We start from the raw sequence: 20,702 nt of genomic DNA on the forward strand, positions 1-20,702 counted from the left end.
AGCCGTCCTCCACGCCTGCCTCACCTGGGCGACCCTATTAGGAGACACGCCCTAGCTCACGCACAACACCTCCGATCATTCCGCCCAGGGCTCGTCCATTGTCTTCTCCCCCTTCATCGCCGCGATGCCGCTGCTGGGGATCTCGGGCGACGCGTCGCGACTGTGCAGGAAGTGAACGTTCTCACCTTCAGGCCCGCCACCGACATCGGCCGCACGAACGCGAAGCGCCCGCCACAAGAGCTCGTCCAGAAGCGCAACGTCCGGAACGCCGCGCAGCTGATCGCGGAACTCAAAGGAGGGCCGGTCGTTGCGAAGCTGCTGAAGCATTTGCTGAGAGGCCAACTGCGACGGGTCAGTACCCGGCTCGTGAGGAACATCGAGTTCCTCGCGAATGACATCCCAGTACTTCTGCGGGATCGATTGTCCCCGTTCCCAGTTGCCGATTGTCCGCTCTGAGACGCCGATCAGCGCAGCCGCTTGCCGCTGAGTGAGATCGCGAATGTAGCGAGCTTGCTTGAAGGCCTGTCCTGAGATCATGTTCCGATTCTAGGCAAGAACTGGCAAGCTCGACACCCCTATTTTCCGCTAGCCCGCGCGGATACGAAGTTTTTTTTCTTGACAAGCTTTGGATTCGGCAGGATTCTTGCCTACGCTGGACCCATGACGACACGACGACTCAACGGAGCCACCGTCAGGGCCCTCCGTGAAGCACTCGGGCTCCGCAGCCGCGACCTCTCAGAGCGAGCGGGCATCGACCCCGGGTACCTGACCAAACTCGAGAACGGCTCTCGGCAGCCGTCTGCACTCATCCTTCGCAAGCTCGCCATCGGCCTCGGCGTGAGCATCGAAGTCATCTCGTATCCCGCTGAGGTTGCAGCATGAACGATCGGCTTCCGCCCTTCTCCTCTCCCAAGACGCTTGCCGCCTATTTGGAAGTCCCCGTGAGCACGCTCGGTAACTGGCGGACAACTGGCGTCGGCCCCGTCTACTCCAAGATGAGCAACCTCGTGCGATACGCCGACACAGATGTCTACGCCTGGCTCGAGTCCACCAAGCAGAACCGCACGCTCCGATGACCCCCGCAACGAAAAAGCCCGGTGCTGGAACACCGGGCGAAGACAACAAGAACTTGGAGATTCAAATGTCCAACAACATCGTACCGTTCACCTTCGACCAGCACCAGGTTCGTGTGGTCGCTATCGAGGGCGAGCCGTGGTTCGTCCTCGCCGACCTCACCCGCGTTCTTGGGTTGAGTCAGTACCGCGCGGACCGCCTCGACGATGGGGTGATTCAGAATCATCCCATCCCGGACAGGCTTGGACGCATCCAGAACGCAACCATCGTGTCTGAGGCTGGCATGTACGAAGTCGTGATCCGCTCGGACAAACCCGAAGCGGCTGCGTTCCGTCGGTGGATCACTTCGGAGGTGCTCCCGCAGATCCGGAAGACCGGTACCTACGGTCGCGTCGCCGAGATCACGAAGTCAGACCTGGCGCGAATGGTGCTCGAGTCAGAGGCTGAGCGGGCTCAGCTTGCAGCTCGAGTGGAGGCCGACGCCCCGAAGGTACTGTTCGCGGACTCCGTCGCGACATCGGACGCCACGATCCTTGTCGGCGAGCTCGCGAAGATCCTGCGGGGTAACGGCATCGAGATCGGTCAGAACCGCCTCTTCGCGAAGCTCCGGGACGAGGGGTTCCTCATCAAGCGTGAGGGCACCGACTACAACATGCCGACGCAGAAGGCGATGGAGTTGGAGCTGTTCAAGATCAAGGAGACCGCGATCACGCACTCCGATGGTCACGTCACCGTGAACAAGACACCGAAGGTCACCGGCAAGGGCCAGTCCTACTTCATCAACCGCTACACCCCTACCGCAGCTTGACCCGACGCCGCCTCTGAGCGCGGCCCCACATTCTCCGCCAATCCACGCCCGTTGCGGGGCGGTAATTGGCGCGCCCGAAACCGGGCCAGCACCTTGACAACTCCACAGCGAACTACCCCCTACCGAAGAGGAGAAGGGGATGCCCCGCGCCTGACAACCGCGGGAAGGAAAACGCCCAGACCGGCCGTGAGCGAGATGCAGCGGCGACGTGGTGGGCAGCCGTCATGGCCGTGAGATACGCGGTGGTGGCGGCGCAAGCAGTACGGGTTCACGGGGCGCCGGCTTCCTCATCGCAGGTTGCGGGTCGGCGCGCCCACACCTTCACCGGTCGTGCGTAGAGGCGCACGCGGTGAAGAGGTAACGCCCGCAGGCATCAACGAACGGAGAACGACATGGCGCAGCTTGAGTTCAAAGAACCTCCCGCGCACGGCCGTAAGAAGCACGTGGACGACTGGAAGGACACCGCGGACCAACTCCGCAACCGCCCCGGCGAGTGGGCGCTCGTCGCGACAGACGCGTCACCGAGCATGGTTCGTCACATCAAGGCAGGAACCTACATCGGGATGCGCCCGGCAGGGCACTTCGACGCGGTATCACGGGGCAACCGCGGGTCGCGTGCAGACGAGATCTACGCCCGCTACATCGGCGGCGAGTCGTGATCGATCGTCTCGATGACCTCTACTCACTAGCTCGCAGTGAGCTCAAAGACCTGATCTCGCTTCTGCCTGAGCGCGGTCTCGTGGGTGATGAGGACCGACAGTCTCTCCGCGTAGGGAGTGGAAACGAAGACGAGTCGCCCATCAGCTTCCCGCTGCGGCATTCGTTCCTTATGCCGGCGCTGAGCGACTTCGGGGACAGGCACAACGACAGCGTTCTCAATGCCCGGCTTTACCGACGGGAACTCACTCGTTTTGCGGAAGTGTGGGCTGCGGGTCACCACCGCTACTCGGTGCGCTTCATCTGTGCCGTGGTTCACGACGATGAACTGCGAGAGGCGCTCATGCCATTGGATGCCCCACTCAACGATGTGCTGCTCCGCTCGCTGGGCAGCCTCCCGCTCGACGACCAGGTGAGTTCGCTCGCTGAGCTCGTTGGCGTGTTCCGCGATGCGGTTCGCGTCTTTGGCTTCACGGACGGCATCGGCGGCGTGAGCGTTCGTCTCGGCTACCAACTCGTTGGCCTTCTTCGCTGCGCGATTAGCGCGGGCGGCGAGCAGGACTCCGCCGAGCGCGACAACGACCGCAACGACGGAGATCCAGTTGTCGACTGACACGTGCCGAGATTACCGGCAATCAAATCTGTGAGGCATCCCCTGGCCGGGATGCCCCACGCATCAACAGAAACGGAAACGAACTGATGACAACAACACATTACCCGCGGGCACACACGAACGACCCGCAGGCCTCGCATGATGCGGCGGCGGCGCTCGATGAGAACGCGGTGTCCGCGTTGAAGCAAGCGATTCTGACGCTGCTCGCTACGCCGATGACTGCCCACGAGCTCACCAGCGCCTACGACAGGGCACGTGAGGGCATGGGGTGGCCGGCGCTGGCCGACCCGCACAACATCGCACGGCGCGTGTCCGAGTTGCACTCGGCGGGCCGCATCGTCGACACGGGCGTGAAGGGCCCGGGCAGGTACCGGCCGGCGACTGTCTGGGCGGTGGCAGCGTGAGCGCGCCGGAGCCTGTCGAGGCGCGTGACCGTCACCCGCTGCCGGACCTGATGCCGGCATCCGACTATCGGGCGCCGGCGGTCCTCGCACTGCCACTGTTCAGTGGCATCCTCGTCGCGGCGTCGGCGTGCGTGTTCGGCTTCGGCGGTATCCAGTTCCTCGGAGCGCTCACCGCGACGGTGTGCGCTGCCGTGTGGGCGTGGGACGCCTGGCTCTCCCCCGACTGTGGGGGCCGGTCGTGACCCGGTCGCGGTCGTCTGCGAAGGCGGCGGGCACACGGTTCGAGTCGCTCATCGCGGCGACCCTCGCCGAACTCCTCGACGACGACCGTGTGGAGCGGCGCGCGAAGACGGGGTCGAAGGACCGCGGCGACATCGGCGGTGTTCGCACGATACGCGGCGGCCGTGTCGTCATCGAGTGCAAGGACACCGCCCGCGACAACCTCCCCGCTTGGGTCCGTGAAGCCGAGGTGGAGCGAGGAAACGATGACGCCGTGATCGGTGTCGTCGCACACAAGAAGCGTGGCTCCGCTGTGGGTGCGGAGCAGTACATCAGCATGACCGTCGCGTCGTTCGCAGCGTTGCTGCTCGGAGGCGGCGATTTCGAGAGAGGCACCGACTAATGAGCTACACACTTCTCGACCGGAGCAACGAGGCAGAGTGGCACGCTCAACGTCGCACCGGGATCACAGCGACCGACATCGCAAGACTCAGCGGCGGCGGGCCCGCGACCTGGGCGGCGGTGAAGGCCGAGAAGCTCGGCGCCGGCTCCACCTTCCGAGGAAACCGGTACACCGAGTGGGGCAAAGAGCGCGAGCCTGTCATCGCAGGGTTCGTGGAGTTCGCCTACGACGTTCACCCGAACGACCGCGTCGCAGTGTTCGACGGTGCAGAGCCGTGGCTCGCGACCCCGGACGGACTCGGTGCAGGGCGCAACGGTGAGTACAAAACCACGACGAAGGACTGGGCGGTCGCCCTCCCGGCGATCCCGAGGAACTACGTTGCGCAGGTCGACTGGGCGCAGCTCGTCACCGCAGCGACCGAGACCGTGTTCGCGTGGGAGCCGCACGAGAACTTCATCCCCGGTGAAATCCGCACACTCCTGATTCCCCGCGCCGAAGACCGCATCAACGCTCTCATCGAGACGGCACTGCAGTTCCAGGACTACCTCGCCCGCGACGATGACGCACCGTCAGAGTGGGATGACCTGCTCGGACGGTACTCAGCCGCTCAAGCCGCAGCGGACGAAGCGCAAGCGGCACTCGACGAGGTGAAGGCTGCGATCCGGGACCGCGCCGGCGACCGCGAGGTGGCGGTGAAGTCCCCCTTCGGGTCGATCAGCTACGCGACGCCGAAGCCCCGGCAGACGTTCGACCAGGCGGCATTCCGCAAGGACCACCCGGAGATCGCCGCCGAGTACATGAAGACCACCGAGGCCGCGCAGCCGACGCTGCGCGTGACCGTGAAGGGAGCCTGACCATGGGCAAGCACGAAACGCTCGCGGCCGCGTTGGCCGCGTTCCAGATGAAGATCCCGAACGTCGCGAAGGGGCAGACGGCCGACGTCCGATCGAAGAACGGCGCGTCGTACAAGTACGACTACGCCGACCTGTCTGACGTCACTGCCGCGGTCCTGCCGTTGCTCGCCGCCGAGGGCCTGGCGTGGGTCACCGTCCCGACGTTCTCGGACGACGGCCGGTGGATGCTCGAGTATCAACTGCTCCACGAGTCGGGGCAGAGCATCCCGGGCGTCTACCCGTTGCCTGATCCGACGCGTACCGGGCCTCAGGACATGGGCGGCGCGATCACCTATGCGCGCCGCTACGCGCTCTGCGCTGTGACCGGTGTTGCTCCGGGTGGTGATGACGATGATGCGGGGTCAGCGCAGCGCGCAGGGGCGACGTCGGCGCCGCCTCCGGTCCAGGCTCCGGCTGCGCCGCCGGAGCCGCCGGCGGATTGGCAAGACCGCATCAGCGCCGCCACCTCACAGCAGGAGCTCGGGCAGATCTACACGGCCGCGACATCGAACGGCTGGATGAACGACCACGTGTTCGCCGCGTTGACGGCCCGAAAGCAGGAGGTGACGTCCAGTGGAAGTGACGAACCTGCAGACGGGTGAGCTCGTCGAGTTCCAGCCGCACACGCCGCAGGAGCTCGAGCACCTCATCACGGAGATCGGGCACCGACTTGAACAGTCGGTGCCCGTGCTGCGGGATCTCTGGGATGCCCGCTACGCGACCGAGCGGGAGTTCATCGCGGCTCACGCGAAGGAAATGCTGAGGTCACGGCAGGACGCGGTCGCGTTGCGCCGGAAGGAGGCGGACCTCGCGACGATGGACCTCAAGCGTGCGTTTGACGATGCGAAGGCCACGTTGCACGCCGCCGAGGCCCTACAGAAGGCCCTGCAGGCTCGACTGTTCGGCATGCAGAACATCAACCGGGTCGTGGCGTCGCTGTACAACGCGTCCGGGGTGATGAAGTGATCGCCCCGAAAGCCCCAACGCTGTCGAAGGCGCAGGAGAAGGCGGCGTACGAGCGTGCCACGTACCGCGACAAGAACACGTGCCAACGGTGCGGACGTTGGGGCATGACCCGGGACCACCGCAAGGAGCGTTCTCGTGGTGGCCGGACGACGCCGGCGAACCTGCAGGGCCTCTGCGGGTCGGGCACGACGGGCTGTCACGGGTGGAAGGGCGAGAACCCGGGCATCGCGGTGTTGCAGGGGTATGGGGTGCCGGGGTGGGCGGACCCGACGCAATGGCCGGCGAGGCGTTACGCCGCGGACGGCCGGCACATCTGGTGCTTGTACGACGACGAGGGTGGCTGGGTTGAGATCAGCTCGCTTGAGGCGGCGGCACGCATCAACGGAACACGGAAGGAGGAAGGACCGCAACATGGCAGACCAGTACAACGCGCGTCGAGAACACGAGCGACAGACCGAAGCTGAGGCGATCGCAGCAGTCGACCGGATCGCTCAACAGCTCATGGACGAGACGGAGGCGATCAAGCACTGGGGCGGTGAACGCCCGTACGACGGGGTGCTTTCGATGATCGCTAAACGAATCGAAGCAGCGTTCCCGCCCGAGCCCGTCGAGCACCTCGCTGTGCCCGGGCGGCAGCGCAAGAAGTTCACACACAAGGAGCGGATGACCGTCTTCCGCCGCGACTCGTACCGGTGCCGCTACTGCGGAGATGACGAGCAGCTCACCGTTGACCACGTTGTCGCGTGGTCCCGAGGCGGTTCAGACGAGCTCGACAACCTGCAGACGCTGTGCTTGAGCTGCAACAGCAGGAAGGGGGATTCAGATGGCCGTCCGCCGCGCCCGGCTTGAGTTCGAAGACCACTACACGCAGATACCGAATGCCTGGCTGAGGGACAAACGGCTGAGCCGGCGAGCACGAGGTCTGCTCGCCGAAATCATGACCCACCGCGTGGGCTGGATTGTGAACACTCGGTCGCTGATGGATAGCGGAGTCGAAGGCCGCGACGCGATCCGGAAAGCGCTGCAAGAGCTCGCCGCTAACGGGTATCTGATGCAGGAGAAAGTCACCGCGGAAGGCGGCAAGTTTGGCGGTGTTGATTACGTGCTTCAAGCCCCGCCCACCGGTGACGGAAAATCCGTCACCGGCGAATCCACCGGTGACGGATTCCCAGGGCCTGGTTCACCGCGCCCTGAAAAACCGTCGCCTGAAAATCCGCACCCTAAGAAGAACATCTCTAAGAACAACATCTCTAAAGAACAACAGGGGGGCGATGCCCTCTCCCCCACCTGTGGAAAACATCCTCATGGGACGACCGAGAAGTGCCGTGCGTGTGGCGATGCGCGGCGCCGTTGGGATGCCGCGCGAGCTCGTGAAGCGGCAGCGCCGAAACCGGCGACACCGATCCCGCCTCGTTCGACTGTCGGCATGTGCGAGCAGCACCCGTTCTACCCGGTGCCATGCGACCGATGCGCTGAGGAAGCTGCAGCATGACCGTAATCCCGATCACCGTGCATGTCGATCCGAAGACGCTCTGGCGGGCCTCCGCCCGTGCCGAGCGCAAGGGTTCCACCATCGCGGAGCTCCTCGCCGACTACGTCGCACGCCTCGCCGACGACGGACCGATCATCGACGCCCACCTCGTGCGCTTGCACGGGCAAGGCCTCCCGGACCGGATCATCGCTGACGAGCTCGGGCTCAGCCTCGACAACGTCAAGACGAGGCGGGCACGCATGAAGCTGCCGGCGCACCGTGTGCCTCGAGGTTCTGTCGCGGAGGCGCGACTCCTCGCAGCACGCGTCTAGAACAACACCCATTTCACGACCCCACCGGGCTGCCGGCGAGGGTCTTTTTTCATGCTCGAAAGGAGCACACACATGGCCGGTGAAACGGTAATCACAGTCGTTGGCAACCTGACAGATGCACCGGAGCTCAGGTACACGTCGTCAGGGCTTGCGGTGGCGAACTTCACGATCGCTTCCACGCCCCGTGTCTTCGACCGGCAGGCCGGCACGCACAAGGACGGCGAGCCGCTGTTCTTGCGCTGCTCGGCCTGGCGGGAGTTCGCGGAGAACGTCGCTAGCTCGCTGACGAAGGGCGCCCGCGTGATCGCGCAGGGTCGTCTGCGTCAGCGCTCCTACGACACGAAGGAGGGCGAGAAGCGCACCGTCATCGAGCTCGAGGTCGACGAGATCGGCCCGAGCCTCCGCTACGCGACCGCACAGGTCACCCGCACGCCCCGCCAGGACGGCCAGGGCGGCGGGAACTTCCCACCGGCGGGCAACCAGTCGTCCGGGGGCGCGTACGCCCCGCAGGGCGAGCCGTGGGCGCAGCACGGCCCCGGCCAGGCGCAGGGCGCAGCACAGGACGCATGGAACAACGGGAGCTTCGGCGATGAAACACCTTTCTAGGTCGGTAAGTTTCGTCGGCGCCCAGACAGTCGGCTGGGCGCCCGAACCGCAGCCCCGGCTCCGCGCCGAGAACATGCCCACCGTGCGATGCGGCGTCTGCATGAACAACCCGCAGGGCTATTCCACGGTGCGATGCCCGCGGAACCATCCACAACCGACGCCGCGGCCACGCAGCGACACAATGACGACGCTCGAGGAGGTGGTCGCCGCATGGAACAGCTGACGTTGCACGCCGGCGACTGCCGCACGGTCATGGCTGAGATGCCGGATGCCTCGGTCGACGCGATCGTCACGGACCCGCCCTACGAGCTCGGCTTCATGGGCAAGGGGTGGGATTCGTCGGGCATCGCGTACGACCCGGAGGTGTGGGCACAAGCCCTCCGGGTGTTGAAGCCTGGCGGGCACCTGCTCGCGTTCGGCGCGACACGCACCTGGCATCGCCTCGCCGTTGCGGTGGAAGATGCCGGGTTCGAGATCCGCGAAAGCATCGTGTGGATGTACGGGTCCGGGTTCCCGAAGTCGATGGACGTCGCCAAGGCGATCACGGGCCACGAGAGTGGACACGGTTCCAACTCAGGTGCGATCAGGCGCGCGGCTATGGGCGACGCCTACGTGCCTTCGGGGCGGCTCGGCAACCGTGATGGTGCTGGTCGACGTGACACCGGGCTGAACGGCCACGAGTTGAAGCTCAGCGAGAACGGCGAGAAGTGGGCCGGCTGGGGGACGGCGCTCAAGCCTGCGTTCGAGCCTGTCGTGGTCGCCCGCAAGCCTCTCGCCGGGACGGTCGCCGCGAACGTCCTCGCGCACGGGACTGGGGCGCTGAACATCGACGCCAGCAGGATCGGTCGGGGTGACGGTGACCGCACCGAGTACGGGCGCGACAAGCTGCTCGACTACGCACACGAGTCGGTGGCGTTGGGGAAGTTCAACCAGACCACCCCGTACGCACCGCACGATGCGGGCCGGTTCCCGTCGAACGTGATCCTGGACGAATCGCAAGCCGCCGAGCTCGACAAGCAGACCGGCGTCACCGCATCGCGGAAGGGCAAACCCCGCAGCGGAAAGAACGGTGACGGGTGGGGCATGACCGCGACCGGTGCCGAGTACGACGACATCGGCGGCGCGTCCCGGTTCTTCTACGTCGCGAAGGCCGGCGCGGACGAGCGTCCCGTGGTCGATGGTGTCGCGCACGCCACGGTGAAGCCGCTGGCGCTGATGCGGTACCTCGTGCGCCTCATCACCCCGCCAGGCGGGACGGTGCTTGACCCGTTCGCCGGGTCCGGGACGACTCTCGAGGCCGCCCTGGTCGAGGGGTTCAACGCGGTCGGGATCGAGCTCGAAGCCGACCACCTGCCTCTCATCCGCAAACGGCTCGGGAAGCCGATCCAGCAGTCCCTCTTCGGAGATTGGAGCGACACAGCATGAACGAACGCACCTGTGTGAGGGGATGCGTCTACACCGGTCAGCACTACGACCAGTGCCTCCGCGATCGCGTGTTCGGCGGCAAGGCTGAGTGCGACGGGTGCCTCCGGGTGCCCGCCGCGCACGGCGTCATGGTGTGCCAAGACGACTGGAACCGGTACCTGGGCGTGCTGCAGGTCGCACCGGACCTGGTGACGTTCCTCCGCACCGTGATCGATCCGACGAAGGCCGTCCGGTACGGGGAACGTGTGTCGACGTCCAAACCTGACGCGCCGGCCCCGATGGATGTGTCTGCGGTGGACGCGGTGAACGAGATCGTGAACACGATCATCGGTCAGGCGGAGTGGCACGGCGACGAACGAACGTATGGCCGCTGGTCTGTTGGTGTCCCTGCCGGCGCGACTGGTGTGGAGGTGCACGACCAGGTCGGGCCTGCCTGTGCGTACCTCACCGACCACGCCGCCGAGGTGCTGAACAGCGCCAGTGCCGGCGACACGGTCCGTGTGCTCCTCGATGACGGAGTGTGGACGGTCGAGCGGGCTCTGGCCCGGTGGCCGCACGCGGCGTGGGCGGTCGACCCGTACCAGGTGTCGATGCCGTGCCTGTCGTGCGAACGCCGCACGGTCCTCGCCTATCCGGCATCGATCCCGGGGTTCCCGACCAACTACCGGTGCCTGGCCTGCGGCTGGGCACCATCCGACGCGGACCACAGCACCGTGGCCGCATACCTCGAAGGAGAACCAGCATGACCGAGAACATCGACCACAAGCCATTCACCCTCGACGACCTGCAGGAGGACCTGAGCCTCGCAAACGAGCTCGCCGAGGAGTTCGCCTACGGGCGCGACGAGGCCGGGCTGTTCGTTGAGCAGTACAGGCTGCCAGACGCTTCCCTCGTCGCGAGGTACCGCCTCGACGTGACGATCAAGGCGGTCGAGTCATGACCGAGAACATCACGCCCCAAGCAGAGGTGGACGGGCTTCTCGAGGCTGTTCACGACTGGCAGGCGCACGAGGGCATCACTGATGCCACGATGCTCGCGTCCGTGGGTGAGGCACAGGCTATCGCGACCCTCGCTCTCGTGGAGCAGCAGCGCATCGCCAACCTCATCGCGCTGTACCAGGCGGACTCGGACATTCTCGATGACCCGAGATTTGATGCCGCAAAAGCCGACATTAGGAAGGCGCTGGGGCTGTCATGAGCGAGCGGGACTGCTTGCAGTGTGGTGAAAGCCAGGCCGCGATCCGAGCAAGCCAGAGCGCCAGAGACCCCATCTTCTGCGGTGCCGTGGATTACTTCGGAGAGTGCGAGTGGGAGCAGGAACGTCACCGGTTCCGAGACTGGTCAGACAAGGAGCTGATCGAGGGCTGGAAGGTGCAACCGGAGCACGTGGACAAATACCGGCGAATCATGAACGGCTACGAGATTGCCGATGAACACCGAATCGAAGGATGGAGAAACGCATGAGCGAAACGTTGGCCCTGCTTGAGCGGGCACACGCGCACCTGACCGAACTGCGAGACGCGACCAGCCGCAACGGATGGCAAGGCATCGGCTACTTCCAGCACTGGGGCGGGCAGAACCAGAACGGGGACTACGCAGAGTCGATCCTGTTCGACCAGCGGGGAGAGCCCTTGGTCTATGGGCTCCCCGATGCTCACGGGGACCTGATCGTGGCCTTGCACCGCACCATCGACGCGCAACTGGCGATCCTGGCGGCAGACATCGAACTGGGCAGGGGGGTCGAATCGCTCTTCGAAATGGAACTGGTTACCTACTCGTCTACAGCCCTGGCCCGCGCGGTTCTGGGGGAGGAAGCATGAGATACAAGCCGAATCAGCGAGTGGCCTACTACGAAGTCACTGGCAAGTCCGACCCGTGCCCCGCGCGAATTGAAGTCGGTGAAATCCTCATCGACCGGCCGCGAGGTAAGACCACGGTCTGGGATTTCTTCAACTCCCGCACCGAGGAGCCCGCCTGGGTTACCGGAGAACTACTCGGATACGCCCGAGTTGACCCAGGAACGATGAAGCCCGTACCGGAACCGAAACTGCAAGCGGTATTGGAGCGGCGCAAGTCACTCGGGGAGGAAGCATGAGCGGCTGGTGGGTCGGCGTTGGTGATGACGCTGAGCTAGTGGCTCGCCACGTTCCGGGCCGGGATAACCCCTACCTCGGAATTCAGGAGGGAAACACGTTCGTCGCGGTAGCTGAGTTCATCAGTGACGCCGACATGGATTACCTCAAAGCAAAGCTCGCGGGCGTGTTTTTCATGCCTGCCGCACTGAACGAAGGGAACACCGATGACTAGGCCCCGTACGCCTGAGTTCTTCCCCCGCATGAAGGTTCGCGGGAAACGACGACGTCAGCCCAAACGGCGCTTGGCTCCGGCATGGGCCGAACAGGTTGCGGCCGCGTGCGCCGCCGGTGGTGTTTCGCTCGAACGGTTCGCACGCGCTGTTCGTGCGTTCGCCGCCACCGTCCCACCAACCCGGCCCATCGCCATTACCGGAATCCACAAACCCAACGAAGGGAACACCGATGACTGACAACAAGAAGCTGATCGAAGAGGCACGGGGGAAGTTCCGCTCGCTGGACGGCGTGGTCGTGGTCTCGCCGCGACTGCTGTCCCGCCTCGCCGACGCCCTCGAAGCTGCGAAGGAAAGGCGTGTCGTGCGCTCGAAGGCGGAGCTGTTGGGGCTCCGCAAGGGGAGCGTCGTGGTCGACAGGCAGGGCGTCGTTGCGGTCGTTTGGGGGATGAACGTGTACGAGTTCGGCGAGAGCCTGGTCCTCCCCGCCACGGTCCTGTACACCCCGGAGGTGACCCGATGACTGACTACAAGAAGCTGATTGACCAACTGCGAGCGGTTGAGCCGACCTGGCCTCGCGGTATGTACGGGTGCCCTCGGGACATGTACTCCGACGTAAAGCCCCTCATGAATGAGGCTGCCAACGCTCTCGAAGCCGCGACGGAACCGCGCATCGTGCGGACCGCAGAACAGCTACGCGCGCTGCCGGTAGGGAGCGTGGTGCTGGATGTCTGGGGGGTGGCGTGGCAGTCCCATGTGCTTGAGCCCCTCGGCGTCCGGTGGAGAGACGCGAACAGCAAGTCGAGCGAAGTCCACGCGCGCTTGCTCGTAAGTCGTTGCTCCCTCATCGTCCTGCACGCCCCGGAGGTGACCCGATGAGCGGGCAGATGCGCGTGCTCACGGTGCGTCAGCCGTGGGCGTCGGCCATCATCCACGGCGGCAAGGACGTCGAGAACCGCGTGCGGAACATCGCCGGGACATACCGCGGCCCCGTAGCTATCCACGCCGCAGCGGGGAAAGCCGCGGAGATCACGGACGAGCAAGAGGCCCGCCTGCTCGCAGCAGATGCAGACGAGCTCGGCGGCATCGCAGCATGGCTCGACGGAGAACCGATCCGGGGTGGCGTCATCCTCGGAGTCGTCGACCTGGTGGACGTGCACAGCGTCAACGACTGCGGCGGTTGCAGCGAGTGGGGCGAGCCCGAGCATCATCACCTCGTGCTCCGTGACGCTCGCCCCGTCGTCCCGGTGCCCTACCGGGGCGCGCTTGGTCTCCGCTGGCTCGACGCTGACACGTACTCGGCCCTGCACGCGCAGGGGGTGACCCGATGACTGACCCGGACCTGGACAAGCTCGCCGAAGAGATCGCTCGGCACAAGCTCATACACGTATCTGTTAGCCGAGACGCCTGCTACTGCCGGTGCGGAGAGAAATACCCACGCAACGGCGAGGAACATCTGAGGTGGTTCGACATGCATTTGGCCCGTGCCGTGTTCGCATGGATGCAGCGTGACGTGTTGAAGGCCCGCCTGGACGCGCAGGCACCCGACGAGGACCAGCGGAAGAGCCTGGATCGCGTGATCGGGGCCGTCGTGTCCAACTCCATGAATCATCCAGTCCCGCACGTTGTGCTGGGGCGCGATGTCTCAGGGTTGCGGATGAAACTCACGGACGCCGTTCTGGCCTGGCTCCAAGGCAACGGCTGGGCTGCACCCGACGAGGGTGAGTGGGAGTACACGGATTCCGAGAAGCACCCAGGACCGAACCACCTAACCGCGTTCTCTGCAAGCCTCGAAGCCCTATCCGCAAGACAGGCACGCCGGACGCGGCTGGGACACGAACCACTAACCATTTGGCGTCGTCGCCGGGCAGGCGCGTGGGAACCCGTGGTGCCGCCGTCATGAACATGTCGCAAGCATTCGTTGATACCCGAGGGGGCGTACTGAAAGTGCGCCCCCTTATTGACGCCCCAGCAGGTCCGTCACCACACGAACGGGTGCCGTGGACCGTCATGGGGTCGATCAAGCACTGGCAAGACGGGTGGCACTGGGCATGCGGCAAACGAGTCGGCATCGCACCCGACGAACAAGCCGCCATCCGCCACGCCCTCGCCACCCTCGACCTCACACCAGCACAACCACAAGACACCACACCCGGCCTGTTCTAGGCGGGGAGGAAGGAACACCATGAAGGCGAAAGACCTCCGCGGCCTCGCAACCGCAGTCTTCCGAGGCATCACACCAGAGCAACGCCGCTTCATCGCCCGCGAAGCCGCGTATCAGGACCACGATGCCGCCTTGCGGGCACTCGCGGCGACACCCGACCAGCTCGATGCGGCCCGGATGGTCGTCGCCTCAGGCGCAACCGCGCGCGAGGTCGCCGTCTTCACCAAGATGGCGGCAAGACGCCGCGTCACTAGCGAGGATCTCTGCATCCTCGAAGACTGCGGCTACGACATCAGGCTCAGGAGGGCACTATGACAGCGCAGTGGGTCACAGTCGCGCAGGCTGCGAAGATGGCGAATGTCACGCCATCGATCGTGCACCGATGGGTGAAGGCCGGCAAGGTGACGAAGGTCGCCACCGGTCGTGCGGCACGGGTACGACTCGATCAGGTCCTCAACGCCGAACGCTCGGGACGCCAGAACCACGGGCGGGGTCGAGTTAAAGCCCAGGCCAGTGGCGGTTAAACGGTCACAATTGTCACTCTGCCGTGGTACGCTAGACGTATCGAATTCTGAATGCCCCGGAACCTGAAACGGTCCCGGGGCATTCGGCGTTTCAGCAGTGAATCAGATCAGCGTCAGCGAATTCGATGCGGGCGCCGGAACATGCGAAACGTTCCGCACCCCACACCTCGGGCACTCCACCCGATGCACTGGCAAAGCCAGACGCTCCGGATTGTCGGACACCTTCGAGATAGCCGCCCCGCAATCCCTGCAGCCAAGCCCACTGACTGCCTTCTTCACCACTTCAGGCTCAAGAGCCATACGCTCCCCCTTTTGCTTCTCGCCGATACCCGACGAGGCAGACACTCGCCTACGCCTCAACGCTACCCACAGCCGCCGACAGGAGAGCCCGATGACCATTCCCAAGATCGCCACGCACTACAGCCTCGCCAAGCCCGACGAGTACGAAGCGACCGAACTCATCGGCGAACCCATCCCCCACCCTGACGCCCTCACCATCAACGACACCCCCGTCCCCGGATACGTCGCATGCAGCGAATGTCACCACGCAGTACCCGACACCGCATACGCCTGGGACTCGCACACCAGAGCTCACGGCACCCCACTTCCTCTCGCCGACACCCAGTAACCGCCGGCACCGACCCCGCCCGGAGGTGAACAGTGGCAACAACATTCACCGACGAAATGCGTGCGGAGGCGCGTCGCCTTCACGCCGAGGGGCTGGGTTGCAACGCGATCGCGAAGCGCATCGGGATCTCCCCCGCCGCCGTGTCCCGGTGGGCGAAGCGTGAGGGGCTCGTGTTCGACCGGTCGCGGACGAAGCGTGCGGTTGAGGCTCACACGGTGGATCTCGCTGCTGCTCGTCTTCGTCTGGTGGGGAAGATGGCTACCGCTGCTGAGGGCATGCTGGACAGCATCGGTTCCCCGTACCTGGTGTACAACTTCGGCGGGAAGGACAACACGTACGAGGAGCACACCCTCGCGTCTCCCCCGGTCGAGGTGAAACGCTCGATTATCGTGACGGCTGGTATCGCGTTCGACAAGGCGTCCCGCATCGTGGAGCGCGACCCCGACGTGTCCGGCCCGGTGTCGACGCTGCAGAAGCTCGAGACCGCGTTCGAGTCGATCCTCCGCACCACGGACACTCCTGATGGGGCGTGACGCGTTCGGCCAGGTCACAGACGTAATGTCGCTGTCGCAGATGCGGTCCATCGTTCACTGCCGCGACAAGAAGGTCGCACTGTGGTCGGGGGCCGTGTCGTCTGGGAAGACGTTCTCGTCGCTGTGGGCGTTCCTCATGGCTGTGCCTCGTGCGCCCCGTGGCGGCAACATCGTCATCGTGGGTCGAACACTCGACACGGTGTACGCGAACGTGTTCAAGCTCCTCACTGACCCTGCGATCTTCGGCGACCTGGCCAAGCATGTGTCCTACACGCAGGGGGCGAAGACGGCGACGATCCTCGGCCGTGAAGTTCTCGTGTACGGGGCGAACGACGGCACCTCGGAGACGAAGATCCGCGGATCGACTATCGGCCTCGCCTACGTTGACGAGCTCACGATCCTGCCTGAGGGGTTCTGGGACATGCTGTACACGCGTCTCCGTGTCCCCGGCGCCCGTGTCATGGCGACGACGAACCCCGGTTCTCAGAACCACTGGTTGCGGAAGAAGTGGATTCTCAAGGCCGAGCAGAAGGGCCTCATCCACTTTCACTTCACGATGGACGACAACCCGTCGTTGGAGCCGGAGTACGTTGCCGAGCAGAAGGCCGCGTTCGCTGGTGTGTTCTACGACCGCTTCATCCGCGGGTTGTGGACGAACGCTGAGGGCGCCGTGTACTCGATGTGGGACGCAGAGAAGCACGTTGTTCCCTGGGGCGATCTACCACCGATCGAACGTGTCCTCAGTGTCGGTACCGACTACGGAACCACGAACACCACCGCCGCAGTGATGCTCGGCCTCACTGCCGAGGAGATCCCCCGCCTGGTGCTGCTGGACGAGTGGTCGTACTCATCCCGTGACAACCACGGCCGCACAGTCTCGGATGACTACCTCGCCCGCAACATCATCGACTGGCTCCCCCAGAGGCACCACCCGGAGGGCAACCCGCTCCCTGAGTACGTGTTCCTGGACCCGTCAGCCGCGTCGCTACGCACCCGCATGCGCGAGCTCGGCACGACGACGTGGGCGGCAGACAACGACGTGTCAGCCGGCATCGGTGACGTCGGGGCGCTCCTGGACCGGGGACGCCTCATCGTGTCCGACCGGTGCGCGGGCGTGCTCGAGGAGATCACGGAGTTCCAGTGGGACCCGAAGGCTGCTGAGAAGGGCGTCGACGCTGTGATCAAGCGCGATGACCACTTCATGGATGCCCTGCGGTATGCGGTGCGGTCCTCGCGGAACCTCTGGGCCCCGTACATCAACTACACCGACAAGGAGGCCGCATGATGGTCGCAGCACTGAACATCAAGCCGTGGCGTGTGCTCATCGACACCGGCAAGGACGAGCCCGTCATCGTCGGCACGGTCGAGCTCAGCATCGACACCGCCGCGGACGGCACGGTGACCGCGGACTTCCGCCGGCAGCGCCGCGAACTGAAGCGGCTACTGCGTGCCGCCGCGAGGGCCGTATGAGTGACCGGTTCGAGTGCGAGTGCGGACGTTCCTGGTGGTCCGCGAAGGCCATGATGCTGTGCCCCCACGACCGCCGCCCGTCTCAGACTGTGCCGTACGCCGAGGAGGTGCCGCATGCTGCCTCGTGAGAACACGTCCTGGCCGCCGTCGCCGTGGGACCACGCCTATGCGACGTACGCGGAGAACGAAGCCTGGTACCTCGGCGACACGAAGCGCCTGCAGGCGATCTACCGCCGTCAGGGACAGGCGACGCACACGCACCGGGGCGAACTACACACGGGCGGTGTCGTCGGTGCTGTGTCGCGCATGTTCTGGGGTCGCCCCGTGCCGCCCGGCGAGCACCGCACTCGTGTGCACATTCCGGCACCGTCTGACCTGGCGACGCTGTCGTCGGACTTGATCTTCTCCGAACCGCCCGAGGTCACCCTCAGCGTGGAGGACAAGAAGGCGCAGGCCAGGCTTGACGTCATCGGCAACTCAGACGACGCACACGCCATGTTCAACACCATGGGTGAGCTCAAGTCCGTTTTCGGTGCGACCGCGCTCGTCACCCGGTGGGACACGGACATCGCGGACCACGCCTGGTTGGAGTGTGCAGCCGCTGACGTTGTCATCCCGACGTTCCGGTCCGGGAAGCTCGCGTCTCTCGCACTGTGGACAGAGCACCGGGATGGGCAGCGCGTGTACCGGCATGTGGAGGACCACCAGCCGGGGTTCATCGAGCACGCCCTCTACCTCGGCACGGCGGACAACCTGGGGCGGCGTGTGCCGTTGCAGGAGCGCCCGGAGACGGAGCACCTGGCGTTGCTCGTCGACGGAGACTCTCGGATGCTCACCGGCATCGACCGGTTGACGGCGTCGTACAACATCAACATGCCGTCGCGTGCGTGGCGGAAGCGCGGCCAGCTTGCGCATGCGGGCCGGTCTGACTTCGCCGGCGCCCTGCAGCTGTTCGATGCGATTGACGAGACGTGGTCGTCGTGGATGCGTGACCTGAAGCTCGCCGGCGGGAAGGTCATCGTCCCGGACGCGTACCTGCAGTCCAACGGGCGCGGTAAGGGTGCGTTCTTCGACGAGTCGCGTGAGTTCATGGTCGGCATCAACTCCCCCGGCGACCCGAACGGTGCCGGCAAGCTCGACGTGGTGCAGTTCAAGATCCGTGTCGAGGAGCACGAGCGCACCCTGTACGGGCTGTACAAGGAGCTGCTGCGGCATGCGGGCTACTCGCATTCGGTGTGGGGCGAGTACAACTCGTCGTCGCAGGCCACCGCGACGGAGGTCGAGGACCGCAACAAGGCGTCGGAGCGGACCCGTGACAAGAAGGCCCTGTTCGACCGGGCGGCGATCGCTGAGCAGTCAGCGACCGCGCTCGAGGTCGACGGGCTGTTGTTCCCGGGGAAGGGCGGCGGACGGTTCGACTTGCCGCAGGTCGTGTTCCCTGAGGTGTCGCAGATTGACCCGGAGAAGGGTGCGCGTGTGGTGCAGTTGCTCTCCGCGGCGGGGGCTGCGTCCACGCAGACGCTCGTGGCGCGTGCGAATCCTGACTGGGATGAGGCGCGGGTCACGCAGGAGGTCGAAGCGATCGAGGCGGTGAAGCAGTCCTCACGAATGGTCGACCCGGCCGGTGTGACGTTCTGACGTTTGGGAGGAGGCCACCGTGCCGCAGTTCCTCCCCAACCCGGATGTTGACCCGGCGCAGCTGATCGAAGACCTCGCTGCCGCGCTGGCATCGCACTACACGGGCATCGAGGCGCGGCTGCAGGCCGAGCTCGCCCGTCGCCTCCGCAAGGGCTTGGAGCAGTACCCGGACCTGACGGAGCGGGCCCGTGTGATGAAGGAGCTCGACGCGGAAGCCCGTGCCGCGCTCGGCGGCACGAACGCCCGCACGCTCGCTGCGTCGGTGATCAGCATCGCCACAGCGCAGGGCACTGTGGCCGCGGCGGACTGGCTCGACCTCGCGAAGCACCTGCCTCGCACGGTCGGGTACACCACCACGTCGGCGAACGCCGGACTCATGCTCACCATGGATCTGGCGAACAAGCTCGAAGCGCTGCACCTGCGCATCCTGCGGTACCCGTCGGATGAGTACCAGCGCATCGTGGCCGCGATCAGCCCTGACATTCTCGGCGGCACGTCCACGTTGCGGGTGACGCAGGCGCAGATCGTGTCGAAGTTCCTGTCGGAGGGCATCACAGGGTTCGTCGACAGGGCGGACAGGCGGTGGCGCATCGGCTCCTACGCAGAGATGGCGACCCGCACAGCGGTGAACCGGGCCTGGTCGGATGCTGGCGTGTACCGGATGCAGCAGTCGGGCATCAACCTGGTCACCCCGTCGGTCGCGGTGGATGCGTGCGAACGGTGCTCGGCGTGGGCGGGGAAGACCCTGTCGACGGACGGTGTCACGGGTGTGCGCCTCGTGCAGCACGCCCTTGAGGATCGCATGGTGTCCGTCGCCGTGGATGCGACCCTCGAGGAGGCGCGTGCGGCAGGGCTGCAGCACCCGAACTGCCGGGACACGATGCTGCCCGTCATGCCCGGTCTGCCTGCACCGCCGGTCAGTGCTGCTGATCCGGCGAAGGCTGAGGCGCGCGACAAACTGCGTGCGCTCGAGCGGGAGGTGCGGTCGGCGAAGCGTGACGAGGTCACCGCGCCGACGCCTGCCGCCCGGGCAGAGGCTCGCGCGGCGGTGCTCGAGGCGCAGGCCGATGTGCGGGAGCATGTGAAGCGCACGGGTGTGACGCGGCGGAACTACCGGGAGCAGCTGCACTTCTCAGATGGGCAGGGACTGACCGCGCCGAACGCCGCGCCGTCGAGGACCGGCGCGGTTCGCGTGCCCGACGGCGCTGTCGTCGAGGGCCATGAGCGTGCCACGGCGGATGTTCTCGCCAGGTACGGGCATGACGTGGAGTTCCGGCCGTTGTCGTTCGAGCCGGGCGTGAAGAACCCGGACGTGCTGATGGATGGGGAGATCTGGGAGTTCAAGGCCCCGCTTGGGTCAGGGAAGAACACGATCGCCCACCAATTCAGTCGAGCTGGTCGTCAGAGTTCTCGTCTCGTGCTCGACATGTCACGCAGCCCGATTCCCGATGCTGACGCATTGGCTGAGGCGACCCGGCGTCTTCGGTCTGGCCCGAAGGTGACGGAGCTCATCTTCATCGGCAAGGACGGTGTTCCTATTCACGTCCACCGGAGTTAAACTGGTGGCGAG

Annotated in this window: 38 protein-coding genes; 36 read left to right on the forward strand and 2 right to left on the reverse strand. The window is 65.4% G+C overall.

Annotated elements, in window-relative coordinates:
• Positions 1 to 75 precede the first annotated feature (75 nt).
• Positions 76 to 537: a helix-turn-helix transcriptional regulator gene (locus tag FM119_RS08600; protein ID WP_087137261.1), complete on the reverse strand. Its 462-nt coding sequence runs from the start codon at positions 535 to 537 to the stop codon at positions 76 to 78.
• 123 nt (positions 538 to 660) lie between these two features.
• Between FM119_RS08600 and FM119_RS08605 the strand changes: the two genes are divergently transcribed.
• From FM119_RS08605 to FM119_RS08620, 4 genes are all read left to right on the forward strand, one after another.
• Positions 661 to 882: a helix-turn-helix domain-containing protein gene (locus FM119_RS08605; RefSeq protein WP_087137262.1), complete on the forward strand. Its 222-nt coding sequence runs from the start codon at positions 661 to 663 to the stop codon at positions 880 to 882.
• A complete protein-coding gene (locus FM119_RS08610; protein ID WP_087137263.1) occupies positions 879 to 1,076 on the forward strand; it encodes a helix-turn-helix transcriptional regulator in 198 nt (65 codons plus the stop codon). Before FM119_RS08605 ends, FM119_RS08610 begins: the two co-directional genes overlap by 4 nt.
• Complete coding sequence (locus tag FM119_RS08615) at positions 1,073 to 1,882, forward strand: phage antirepressor (protein ID WP_218778749.1); 810 nt, start codon at positions 1,073 to 1,075, stop codon at positions 1,880 to 1,882. Before FM119_RS08610 ends, FM119_RS08615 begins: the two co-directional genes overlap by 4 nt.
• A 392-nt stretch (positions 1,883 to 2,274) precedes the next feature.
• Positions 2,275 to 2,541 carry a hypothetical protein gene (locus tag FM119_RS08620; protein WP_087137265.1) on the forward strand — a complete coding sequence of 89 codons (267 nt, stop codon included), beginning with the start codon at positions 2,275 to 2,277 and terminating at the stop codon, positions 2,539 to 2,541.
• Between the two features lie 26 nt (positions 2,542 to 2,567).
• On the opposite strand, the gene FM119_RS13625 is transcribed toward FM119_RS08620, so the two are convergent.
• A complete protein-coding gene (locus FM119_RS13625) occupies positions 2,568 to 3,155 on the reverse strand; it encodes a hypothetical protein (protein ID WP_143822661.1) in 588 nt (195 codons plus the stop codon).
• A gap of 83 nt (positions 3,156 to 3,238) precedes the next feature.
• Here FM119_RS13625 and FM119_RS08630 point away from each other — a divergent pair, with 83 nt between their 5' ends.
• The 32 genes from FM119_RS08630 to FM119_RS08755 all read left to right on the forward strand — a co-directional run bounded on the left by FM119_RS08630 (position 3,239) and on the right by FM119_RS08755 (position 20,690).
• Entirely contained in the window at positions 3,239 to 3,556 is a 318-nt protein-coding gene (locus FM119_RS08630) for a hypothetical protein (protein ID WP_087137267.1), read from the forward strand.
• The gene (locus FM119_RS08635; protein WP_087137268.1) at positions 3,553 to 3,798 is read left to right on the forward strand and encodes a hypothetical protein; all 246 of its coding nucleotides are present in this window, start codon (positions 3,553 to 3,555) and stop codon (positions 3,796 to 3,798) included. The genes FM119_RS08630 and FM119_RS08635 overlap by 4 nt, the downstream gene beginning before the upstream one ends.
• A complete protein-coding gene (locus tag FM119_RS08640) occupies positions 3,795 to 4,178 on the forward strand; it encodes a hypothetical protein (RefSeq protein ID WP_087137269.1) in 384 nt (127 codons plus the stop codon). Before FM119_RS08635 ends, FM119_RS08640 begins: the two co-directional genes overlap by 4 nt.
• Positions 4,178 to 5,032, forward strand: coding sequence for a YqaJ viral recombinase family protein (locus FM119_RS08645; protein WP_087137270.1), 855 nt, complete (start codon positions 4,178 to 4,180; stop codon positions 5,030 to 5,032). The genes FM119_RS08640 and FM119_RS08645 overlap by 1 nt, the downstream gene beginning before the upstream one ends.
• A gap of 2 nt (positions 5,033 to 5,034) precedes the next feature.
• Positions 5,035 to 5,673, forward strand: a complete 639-nt coding sequence (locus FM119_RS08650; RefSeq protein ID WP_087137271.1) for an ERF family protein — start codon at positions 5,035 to 5,037, stop codon at positions 5,671 to 5,673.
• Positions 5,651 to 6,037 carry a hypothetical protein gene (locus tag FM119_RS08655; RefSeq protein WP_087137272.1) on the forward strand — a complete coding sequence of 129 codons (387 nt, stop codon included), beginning with the start codon at positions 5,651 to 5,653 and terminating at the stop codon, positions 6,035 to 6,037. The genes FM119_RS08650 and FM119_RS08655 overlap by 23 nt, the downstream gene beginning before the upstream one ends.
• On the forward strand, positions 6,034 to 6,501 hold the full coding sequence (locus FM119_RS14410; RefSeq protein WP_143822662.1) for an HNH endonuclease: 468 nt from the start codon (positions 6,034 to 6,036) through the stop codon (positions 6,499 to 6,501). Before FM119_RS08655 ends, FM119_RS14410 begins: the two co-directional genes overlap by 4 nt.
• Positions 6,449 to 6,886: an HNH endonuclease gene (locus FM119_RS08660; RefSeq protein WP_218778750.1), complete on the forward strand. Its 438-nt coding sequence runs from the start codon at positions 6,449 to 6,451 to the stop codon at positions 6,884 to 6,886. Before FM119_RS14410 ends, FM119_RS08660 begins: the two co-directional genes overlap by 53 nt.
• On the forward strand, positions 6,861 to 7,529 hold the full coding sequence (locus tag FM119_RS13635; protein WP_143822663.1) for a helix-turn-helix domain-containing protein: 669 nt from the start codon (positions 6,861 to 6,863) through the stop codon (positions 7,527 to 7,529). The genes FM119_RS08660 and FM119_RS13635 overlap by 26 nt, the downstream gene beginning before the upstream one ends.
• Positions 7,526 to 7,840, forward strand: a complete 315-nt coding sequence (locus tag FM119_RS08665) for a hypothetical protein (protein WP_087137273.1) — start codon at positions 7,526 to 7,528, stop codon at positions 7,838 to 7,840. The genes FM119_RS13635 and FM119_RS08665 overlap by 4 nt, the downstream gene beginning before the upstream one ends.
• 72 nt (positions 7,841 to 7,912) lie before the next feature.
• Entirely contained in the window at positions 7,913 to 8,446 is a 534-nt protein-coding gene (locus FM119_RS08670) for a single-stranded DNA-binding protein (RefSeq protein WP_087137274.1), read from the forward strand.
• Positions 8,447 to 8,656: 210 nt separating this feature from the next.
• Positions 8,657 to 9,871, forward strand: coding sequence for a DNA-methyltransferase (locus tag FM119_RS08675; protein ID WP_087137275.1), 1,215 nt, complete (start codon positions 8,657 to 8,659; stop codon positions 9,869 to 9,871).
• Positions 9,868 to 10,617, forward strand: coding sequence for a hypothetical protein (locus tag FM119_RS08680; RefSeq protein WP_143822664.1), 750 nt, complete (start codon positions 9,868 to 9,870; stop codon positions 10,615 to 10,617). Before FM119_RS08675 ends, FM119_RS08680 begins: the two co-directional genes overlap by 4 nt.
• Complete coding sequence (locus FM119_RS08685) at positions 10,614 to 10,811, forward strand: hypothetical protein (protein ID WP_087137277.1); 198 nt, start codon at positions 10,614 to 10,616, stop codon at positions 10,809 to 10,811. Before FM119_RS08680 ends, FM119_RS08685 begins: the two co-directional genes overlap by 4 nt.
• Positions 10,808 to 11,068: a hypothetical protein gene (locus FM119_RS08690; protein ID WP_087137278.1), complete on the forward strand. Its 261-nt coding sequence runs from the start codon at positions 10,808 to 10,810 to the stop codon at positions 11,066 to 11,068. Before FM119_RS08685 ends, FM119_RS08690 begins: the two co-directional genes overlap by 4 nt.
• The gene (locus FM119_RS08695) at positions 11,065 to 11,334 is read left to right on the forward strand and encodes a hypothetical protein (protein ID WP_087137279.1); all 270 of its coding nucleotides are present in this window, start codon (positions 11,065 to 11,067) and stop codon (positions 11,332 to 11,334) included. Before FM119_RS08690 ends, FM119_RS08695 begins: the two co-directional genes overlap by 4 nt.
• On the forward strand, positions 11,331 to 11,690 hold the full coding sequence (locus tag FM119_RS08700; RefSeq protein WP_087137280.1) for a hypothetical protein: 360 nt from the start codon (positions 11,331 to 11,333) through the stop codon (positions 11,688 to 11,690). The genes FM119_RS08695 and FM119_RS08700 overlap by 4 nt, the downstream gene beginning before the upstream one ends.
• The gene (locus FM119_RS13640) at positions 11,687 to 11,965 is read left to right on the forward strand and encodes a hypothetical protein (RefSeq protein WP_143822665.1); all 279 of its coding nucleotides are present in this window, start codon (positions 11,687 to 11,689) and stop codon (positions 11,963 to 11,965) included. Before FM119_RS08700 ends, FM119_RS13640 begins: the two co-directional genes overlap by 4 nt.
• The gene (locus tag FM119_RS08705; RefSeq protein WP_087137281.1) at positions 11,962 to 12,177 is read left to right on the forward strand and encodes a hypothetical protein; all 216 of its coding nucleotides are present in this window, start codon (positions 11,962 to 11,964) and stop codon (positions 12,175 to 12,177) included. The genes FM119_RS13640 and FM119_RS08705 overlap by 4 nt, the downstream gene beginning before the upstream one ends.
• 230 nt (positions 12,178 to 12,407) lie before the next feature.
• Positions 12,408 to 12,698 (forward strand): hypothetical protein, encoded by a 291-nt coding sequence (locus tag FM119_RS08710; RefSeq protein ID WP_087137282.1) that lies wholly within the window; start codon positions 12,408 to 12,410, stop codon positions 12,696 to 12,698.
• A complete protein-coding gene (locus FM119_RS08715; protein WP_087137283.1) occupies positions 12,695 to 13,054 on the forward strand; it encodes a hypothetical protein in 360 nt (119 codons plus the stop codon). Before FM119_RS08710 ends, FM119_RS08715 begins: the two co-directional genes overlap by 4 nt.
• Complete coding sequence (locus FM119_RS08720; protein WP_218778752.1) at positions 13,051 to 13,506, forward strand: ASCH domain-containing protein; 456 nt, start codon at positions 13,051 to 13,053, stop codon at positions 13,504 to 13,506. The genes FM119_RS08715 and FM119_RS08720 overlap by 4 nt, the downstream gene beginning before the upstream one ends.
• Positions 13,503 to 14,078 carry a hypothetical protein gene (locus FM119_RS13645; protein WP_143822666.1) on the forward strand — a complete coding sequence of 192 codons (576 nt, stop codon included), beginning with the start codon at positions 13,503 to 13,505 and terminating at the stop codon, positions 14,076 to 14,078. The genes FM119_RS08720 and FM119_RS13645 overlap by 4 nt, the downstream gene beginning before the upstream one ends.
• A 107-nt stretch (positions 14,079 to 14,185) precedes the next feature.
• Positions 14,186 to 14,341 (forward strand): hypothetical protein, encoded by a 156-nt coding sequence (locus FM119_RS13905; RefSeq protein ID WP_179205276.1) that lies wholly within the window; start codon positions 14,186 to 14,188, stop codon positions 14,339 to 14,341.
• Positions 14,342 to 14,360: 19 nt separating this feature from the next.
• The gene (locus FM119_RS08725) at positions 14,361 to 14,654 is read left to right on the forward strand and encodes a hypothetical protein (protein ID WP_087137285.1); all 294 of its coding nucleotides are present in this window, start codon (positions 14,361 to 14,363) and stop codon (positions 14,652 to 14,654) included.
• Positions 14,651 to 14,863: a helix-turn-helix domain-containing protein gene (locus FM119_RS13650; RefSeq protein ID WP_143822667.1), complete on the forward strand. Its 213-nt coding sequence runs from the start codon at positions 14,651 to 14,653 to the stop codon at positions 14,861 to 14,863. The genes FM119_RS08725 and FM119_RS13650 overlap by 4 nt, the downstream gene beginning before the upstream one ends.
• A gap of 391 nt (positions 14,864 to 15,254) precedes the next feature.
• A complete protein-coding gene (locus FM119_RS08730) occupies positions 15,255 to 15,491 on the forward strand; it encodes a hypothetical protein (protein ID WP_087137286.1) in 237 nt (78 codons plus the stop codon).
• A gap of 32 nt (positions 15,492 to 15,523) precedes the next feature.
• Positions 15,524 to 16,024 (forward strand): helix-turn-helix domain-containing protein, encoded by a 501-nt coding sequence (locus FM119_RS08735; RefSeq protein ID WP_143822668.1) that lies wholly within the window; start codon positions 15,524 to 15,526, stop codon positions 16,022 to 16,024.
• Positions 16,014 to 17,309, forward strand: a complete 1,296-nt coding sequence (locus FM119_RS08740) for a PBSX family phage terminase large subunit (RefSeq protein WP_087137288.1) — start codon at positions 16,014 to 16,016, stop codon at positions 17,307 to 17,309. The genes FM119_RS08735 and FM119_RS08740 overlap by 11 nt, the downstream gene beginning before the upstream one ends.
• Positions 17,306 to 17,494 (forward strand): hypothetical protein, encoded by a 189-nt coding sequence (locus tag FM119_RS08745; RefSeq protein WP_143822669.1) that lies wholly within the window; start codon positions 17,306 to 17,308, stop codon positions 17,492 to 17,494. Before FM119_RS08740 ends, FM119_RS08745 begins: the two co-directional genes overlap by 4 nt.
• Positions 17,495 to 17,608: 114 nt before the next feature.
• Positions 17,609 to 19,132, forward strand: coding sequence for a hypothetical protein (locus tag FM119_RS08750; RefSeq protein WP_087137290.1), 1,524 nt, complete (start codon positions 17,609 to 17,611; stop codon positions 19,130 to 19,132).
• 19 nt (positions 19,133 to 19,151) lie between these two features.
• Positions 19,152 to 20,690: a phage minor capsid protein gene (locus FM119_RS08755; RefSeq protein ID WP_087137291.1), complete on the forward strand. Its 1,539-nt coding sequence runs from the start codon at positions 19,152 to 19,154 to the stop codon at positions 20,688 to 20,690.
• The last annotated feature ends 12 nt before the right edge of the window (positions 20,691 to 20,702 follow it).

It is taken from the genome of Mycetocola reblochoni REB411 (assembly GCF_900163835.1).
GTDB lineage: Bacteria > Actinomycetota > Actinomycetes > Actinomycetales > Microbacteriaceae > Mycetocola_B > Mycetocola_B reblochoni.

What these genes read in the sequence shown, in the direction of transcription:
- FM119_RS13645 (WP_143822666.1), top strand. Translation starts at nt 13,503, where the DNA reads ATGACTGACCCGGACCTGGACAAGCTCGCCGAAGAGATCGCTCGGCAC.
- FM119_RS08710 (WP_087137282.1), top strand. Translation starts at nt 12,408, where the DNA reads ATGACTGACAACAAGAAGCTGATCGAAGAGGCACGGGGGAAGTTCCGC.
- FM119_RS08665 (WP_087137273.1), top strand. Translation starts at nt 7,526, where the DNA reads ATGACCGTAATCCCGATCACCGTGCATGTCGATCCGAAGACGCTCTGG.
- FM119_RS08600 (WP_087137261.1), bottom strand. Translation starts at nt 537, where the DNA reads ATGATCTCAGGACAGGCCTTCAAGCAAGCTCGCTACATTCGCGATCTC.
- FM119_RS08675 (WP_087137275.1), top strand. Translation starts at nt 8,657, where the DNA reads ATGGAACAGCTGACGTTGCACGCCGGCGACTGCCGCACGGTCATGGCT.
- FM119_RS08740 (WP_087137288.1), top strand. Translation starts at nt 16,014, where the DNA reads ATGGGGCGTGACGCGTTCGGCCAGGTCACAGACGTAATGTCGCTGTCG.
- FM119_RS08615 (WP_218778749.1), top strand. Translation starts at nt 1,073, where the DNA reads ATGACCCCCGCAACGAAAAAGCCCGGTGCTGGAACACCGGGCGAAGAC.
- FM119_RS08620 (WP_087137265.1), top strand. Translation starts at nt 2,275, where the DNA reads ATGGCGCAGCTTGAGTTCAAAGAACCTCCCGCGCACGGCCGTAAGAAG.
- FM119_RS08660 (WP_218778750.1), top strand. Translation starts at nt 6,449, where the DNA reads ATGGCAGACCAGTACAACGCGCGTCGAGAACACGAGCGACAGACCGAA.
- FM119_RS13650 (WP_143822667.1), top strand. Translation starts at nt 14,651, where the DNA reads ATGACAGCGCAGTGGGTCACAGTCGCGCAGGCTGCGAAGATGGCGAAT.
- FM119_RS08685 (WP_087137277.1), top strand. Translation starts at nt 10,614, where the DNA reads ATGACCGAGAACATCGACCACAAGCCATTCACCCTCGACGACCTGCAG.
- FM119_RS08715 (WP_087137283.1), top strand. Translation starts at nt 12,695, where the DNA reads ATGACTGACTACAAGAAGCTGATTGACCAACTGCGAGCGGTTGAGCCG.
- FM119_RS08610 (WP_087137263.1), top strand. Translation starts at nt 879, where the DNA reads ATGAACGATCGGCTTCCGCCCTTCTCCTCTCCCAAGACGCTTGCCGCC.
- FM119_RS08605 (WP_087137262.1), top strand. Translation starts at nt 661, where the DNA reads ATGACGACACGACGACTCAACGGAGCCACCGTCAGGGCCCTCCGTGAA.
- FM119_RS08705 (WP_087137281.1), top strand. Translation starts at nt 11,962, where the DNA reads ATGAGCGGCTGGTGGGTCGGCGTTGGTGATGACGCTGAGCTAGTGGCT.
- FM119_RS08695 (WP_087137279.1), top strand. Translation starts at nt 11,065, where the DNA reads ATGAGCGAGCGGGACTGCTTGCAGTGTGGTGAAAGCCAGGCCGCGATC.
- FM119_RS08750 (WP_087137290.1), top strand. Translation starts at nt 17,609, where the DNA reads ATGCTGCCTCGTGAGAACACGTCCTGGCCGCCGTCGCCGTGGGACCAC.
- FM119_RS08690 (WP_087137278.1), top strand. Translation starts at nt 10,808, where the DNA reads ATGACCGAGAACATCACGCCCCAAGCAGAGGTGGACGGGCTTCTCGAG.
- FM119_RS08645 (WP_087137270.1), top strand. Translation starts at nt 4,178, where the DNA reads ATGAGCTACACACTTCTCGACCGGAGCAACGAGGCAGAGTGGCACGCT.
- FM119_RS13640 (WP_143822665.1), top strand. Translation starts at nt 11,687, where the DNA reads ATGAGATACAAGCCGAATCAGCGAGTGGCCTACTACGAAGTCACTGGC.
- FM119_RS08670 (WP_087137274.1), top strand. Translation starts at nt 7,913, where the DNA reads ATGGCCGGTGAAACGGTAATCACAGTCGTTGGCAACCTGACAGATGCA.
- FM119_RS13905 (WP_179205276.1), top strand. Translation starts at nt 14,186, where the DNA reads ATGGGGTCGATCAAGCACTGGCAAGACGGGTGGCACTGGGCATGCGGC.
- FM119_RS08725 (WP_087137285.1), top strand. Translation starts at nt 14,361, where the DNA reads ATGAAGGCGAAAGACCTCCGCGGCCTCGCAACCGCAGTCTTCCGAGGC.
- FM119_RS08730 (WP_087137286.1), top strand. Translation starts at nt 15,255, where the DNA reads ATGACCATTCCCAAGATCGCCACGCACTACAGCCTCGCCAAGCCCGAC.
- FM119_RS08700 (WP_087137280.1), top strand. Translation starts at nt 11,331, where the DNA reads ATGAGCGAAACGTTGGCCCTGCTTGAGCGGGCACACGCGCACCTGACC.
- FM119_RS08650 (WP_087137271.1), top strand. Translation starts at nt 5,035, where the DNA reads ATGGGCAAGCACGAAACGCTCGCGGCCGCGTTGGCCGCGTTCCAGATG.
- FM119_RS08680 (WP_143822664.1), top strand. Translation starts at nt 9,868, where the DNA reads ATGAACGAACGCACCTGTGTGAGGGGATGCGTCTACACCGGTCAGCAC.
- FM119_RS08745 (WP_143822669.1), top strand. Translation starts at nt 17,306, where the DNA reads ATGATGGTCGCAGCACTGAACATCAAGCCGTGGCGTGTGCTCATCGAC.
- FM119_RS08630 (WP_087137267.1), top strand. Translation starts at nt 3,239, where the DNA reads ATGACAACAACACATTACCCGCGGGCACACACGAACGACCCGCAGGCC.
- FM119_RS08720 (WP_218778752.1), top strand. Translation starts at nt 13,051, where the DNA reads ATGAGCGGGCAGATGCGCGTGCTCACGGTGCGTCAGCCGTGGGCGTCG.
- FM119_RS13635 (WP_143822663.1), top strand. Translation starts at nt 6,861, where the DNA reads ATGGCCGTCCGCCGCGCCCGGCTTGAGTTCGAAGACCACTACACGCAG.